Source organism: Nonomuraea maheshkhaliensis, assembly GCF_039529435.1.
GTDB classification, from domain to species: Bacteria; Actinomycetota; Actinomycetes; order Streptosporangiales; family Streptosporangiaceae; genus Nonomuraea; species Nonomuraea maheshkhaliensis.
In genome coordinates this window covers 1-3798 of the sequence record NZ_BAAAMU010000269.1, presented here as the reverse complement: position 1 = coordinate 3798, position 3798 = coordinate 1, and the positions used below count along the sequence as shown (strand labels likewise).

The following is a 3798-nucleotide window of genomic DNA, read 5'->3' as shown; positions in this document are numbered from 1 at the left end:
CCCTGCTCGCCGCCCACCTCGACGCGACCCGCAGGGCCCGCGCCGCCGCCGCGCAGACGGCACTCACGCGCAGGGAGCGTCCTGACCGGGTGCCGCTGTCGTTCGCGCAGCGCCGCGTGTGGTTCATCGGCCAGCTCGAAGGGTCGAGCGCCGCCTACAACGTGCCGGTCGCGCTGCGGCTGCGCGGCGAGCTCGACGTCGGCGCGCTCCGCCTGGCGTTGCGCGACGTCGTGGAGCGGCACGAGGTGCTGCGCACCCGGTTCCCTGCCGCCGACGGGGAGCCGTATCAGGAGATCGTCCCGGCGGCGGAGGCGGCGCTTGAGCTGCCGGTCACCGACCTCGCGCCGGAGGAGCTGGACGAGGCGGTCTCCGCCGCCGCCCGGTACGTGTTCGACCTGGCCCGCGAGGTGCCCCTGCGGGCCTGGCTGTTCCGCCTCGCCCCCGACGAGCGGGTCCTGGCCGTGGTGATCCACCACATCGCCAGTGACGGCTCCTCCACCGGCCTGCTGGCCCGCGACCTGTCCGCCGCCTACGCCGCGCGCCGCGCCGGCCGGCCGCCGGCCTGGGCGCCGCTGCCGGTCCAGTACGCCGACTACACCCTGTGGCAGCGGGACCTGCTCGGCGACGAACGGGACCCGGGCAGCGTCCTGTCCGGCCAGGTCGCCTACTGGCGCGACGCGCTGGCCGGCGCGCCGGAGGAGCTGACGCTGCCCTTCGACCATCCGCGCCCGGACGTGGCCACGCACCGCGGACACCCGGTGCCCATGGAGGTCCGGGCCGAGGTGCACGCCCGGCTGCGCGAGGTGGCGCGGGCGGAGGGCGTCACCATGTTCATGGTGCTGCAGGCCGCGCTGGCCATGCTGCTGTCGCGCCTCGGCGCGGGCACCGACGTCCCGATCGGCTCGCCGAACGCGGGACGCACCGACGAGGCGCTGGACGACCTGGTCGGCTCCTTCGTCAACACCCTCGTCCTGCGTACGGACCTGTCAGGCGACCCCGCCTTCACCGAGGTCCTGGCCCGGGTCCGCGAGACCAGCCTGTCGGTCTTCGCCAACCAGGACGTGCCGTTCGAGCGCCTGGTCGAGGAGCTGTCCCCGAGCCGCTCGATGGGCCGGCACGCCCTGTTCCAGGTCATGCTGACGCTGCAGAACACCCTCGACGAGGAGATCGACCTGCCCGGCCTGCGGGCCGAGACCGTGCACACCAGCGCCTCCGCGGCCAAGTTCGACCTCGACGTCATCATGGCCGAGGTGTTCGACGACGGCGGCGCCCCGGCCGGCGTGCGCGCGCTGATCACGGCCGCCGCCGACCTTTTCGAGCCCGGCACCGTCACCGCGCTGGCAGGGCGGCTGGCGCGCGTGCTGGAGACCGTCTCCGGCGATCCGCGGGTCCGGCTCAGCACCCTGGACGTGCTCGGCGCCGGCGAACGTCATGACGTCCTGACCCGCTGGAACGACACCGAGGCCCCCGAGGTGACGCCCGCGACCGTTGCGGAGCTGTTCGAGGCCCAGGTGGCGCGCACTCCGGACGCAGTCGCCCTGATCGCGGGTGACGCAGAGCTGACCTACGCCGAGCTGGACGCGCGCGCCGAACGGCTGGCCGGGCGGCTGGCCGGGCACGGGGTCAGCCCGGAGTCGGTGGTCGGCGTGTGCCTCGAACGCGGGGCCGACCTGATCGTCGCGCTGCTGGGCGTGCTGAAGGCCGGTGGCGCGTACCTGCCGATCGACCCCGAGTACCCGGCCGACCGGGTGGCGTTCATGGTGGCGGACGCGGCGCCCGCGATCGTCGTCACCTCCTCGGCCACGGCCGGCGTCCCGGCGGCGGCGGGCGCGACGACCCTGCTGATCGACGCCGAGAGCCCGGCCGCGCCGGTGGGCAGGGGCGGCAGGTCGGTGGAGCATCCGGCGTACGTCATCTACACCTCCGGCTCGACCGGCCGGCCCAAGGGCGTGCTGGTCACCCACGCCGGCGTGGCCGCGCTGGTCGCGGGCCAGGTCCGCGCCCTCGGGGTCGGTCCTGGCAGCCGCGTGGGGCAGTTCGCGTCGGCGAGTTTCGACACGTTCGGCTGGGAGTGGATGATGGCGCTGCTGTCCGGGGCGGCGCTGGTGGTGATCCCGCCGGAGCGGCGGCTGGGCGAGGGCCTGCCGCGGTTCCTCACCGAGCGGGGCGTGACGCACGTGACGCTGCCGCCCGCGGTGCTGGCCACGCTGCCGGAGCAGGCTCTCGATCCCGGCGTCGTCGTGGTGGTCGCGGGGGAGGCGTGCCCGCCGGACGTCATGGCGCGGTGGGCGCGCGGCCGGCGCATGTTCAATTCGTACGGGCCGACCGAGACCACCGTGGACGCCACGCTGTGGCGCTGCGACCCCGGCGCCGGCCAGGTGCTGATCGGCTCGCCCGTGCCGAACACGCGGGTGTACGTCCTGGACGAGTACCTGACGCCCGTGCCGGTCGGGGCCGTCGGGGAGATCTACGTCGCCGGGGCCGGGCTGGCGCGCGGCTACCTCGGCCGTCCTGGGCTGAGCGCCGAGCGGTTCGTGGCCGACCCGTTCGCCGCCGATGGCGGCAGGCTCTACCGCACCGGCGACCTGGCCCGCTGGACGCCGCACGGCGAGCTGGCCTTCGCCGGGCGGAGCGACGACCAGGTGAAGATCCGCGGCTTCCGGATCGAGCCCGGCGAGATCGAGAACGTGCTCCGTACGCACCCGGCGGTCGCGCAGGCCGCGGTCGTCCCGCGCGAGGACGAGCCGGGCGACAGGCGCCTGGCCGCCTCCGTCGTCCTGGCCGCCGGCGCGCACGACGCCATCCCCTCGATCCTCGAACACGCCGCGGAACGCCTGCCCGGCTACATGGTCCCCGCGGCCGTGGTGGCGCTGGAGACGCTGCCGCTGACGGTCAACGGCAAGCTCGACCGCGAGGCGCTGCCCCGTCCCGGCCACGCGGGCCCGGCGGCCGGGCCGGCCGACCGCCGGCCGCAGGACGCCAGGGAGGAGATCCTGTGCGCCGTGTTCGCCCAGGTGCTCGGCCTCGACAGCGTCGGTGTGGACGACGATTTCTTCGCCCTCGGCGGCCACTCGCTGCTGGCGGTGCGGCTGGCCAGCCGGATCCGCGCGGTGCTCGGGGCCGACCTGGACATCCGGGTGCTCTTCGAGGCGCCGACCGTGGCCGGGCTGGCCGCCCGGCTGGCCGCCGACGGCACCGTCCAGACGCCGCTGACACCGATGGAACGCCCGGAACGGGTGCCGCTGTCGTTCGCGCAGCAGCGGTTGTGGTTCATCAGCCAGCTTGAAGGGCCGAGCGGCACCTACAACGACCCGATCGTGCTGCGCCTGACCGGCGACGTCGACAGGGACGCCCTCTGCCGCGCCCTGCGCGACGTGATCGAGCGGCACGAGGTGCTGCGCACGGTCTTCCCCGTCGCCGACGGCGAGCCCTACCAGCGGGTCCTGACCCCGGACGAGCTGGCCTGGGAGCCGGTCAGGGAGACGCCGGCCGATCTCGACGCCGCGGTGGCGGAGGCGGCGGGCTACGCCTTCGACCTGTCGTCCGAGGCGCCGATCCGGGCCTGGCTGTTCGCGGCCGGGCCGGGCGAGCTGGTGCTGGTGGTGGTGATCCATCACATCGCGGGCGACGGCTGGTCGATCGGGCCGCTGGCCCGGGACGTCTCGGTGGCGTACGCGGCGCGGCGCGGCGGCCGGGCTCCGGTGTGGGAGCCGCTGCCGGTCCAGTACGCCGACTACACCCTGTGGCAGCGGGAGCTTCTGGGCGATGAGGATGATCCGGACAGCCTGATCGCCACCC

The 3798-nt window shown here is 75.1% G+C and carries 1 protein-coding gene; it reads left to right on the top strand.

Annotated elements, in window-relative coordinates; all coding sequences use genetic code 11:
- Positions 1–3798: amino acid adenylation domain-containing protein (locus ABFX54_RS56165; protein WP_346115534.1), on the top strand; the 3798-nt coding region annotated here is incomplete at both ends.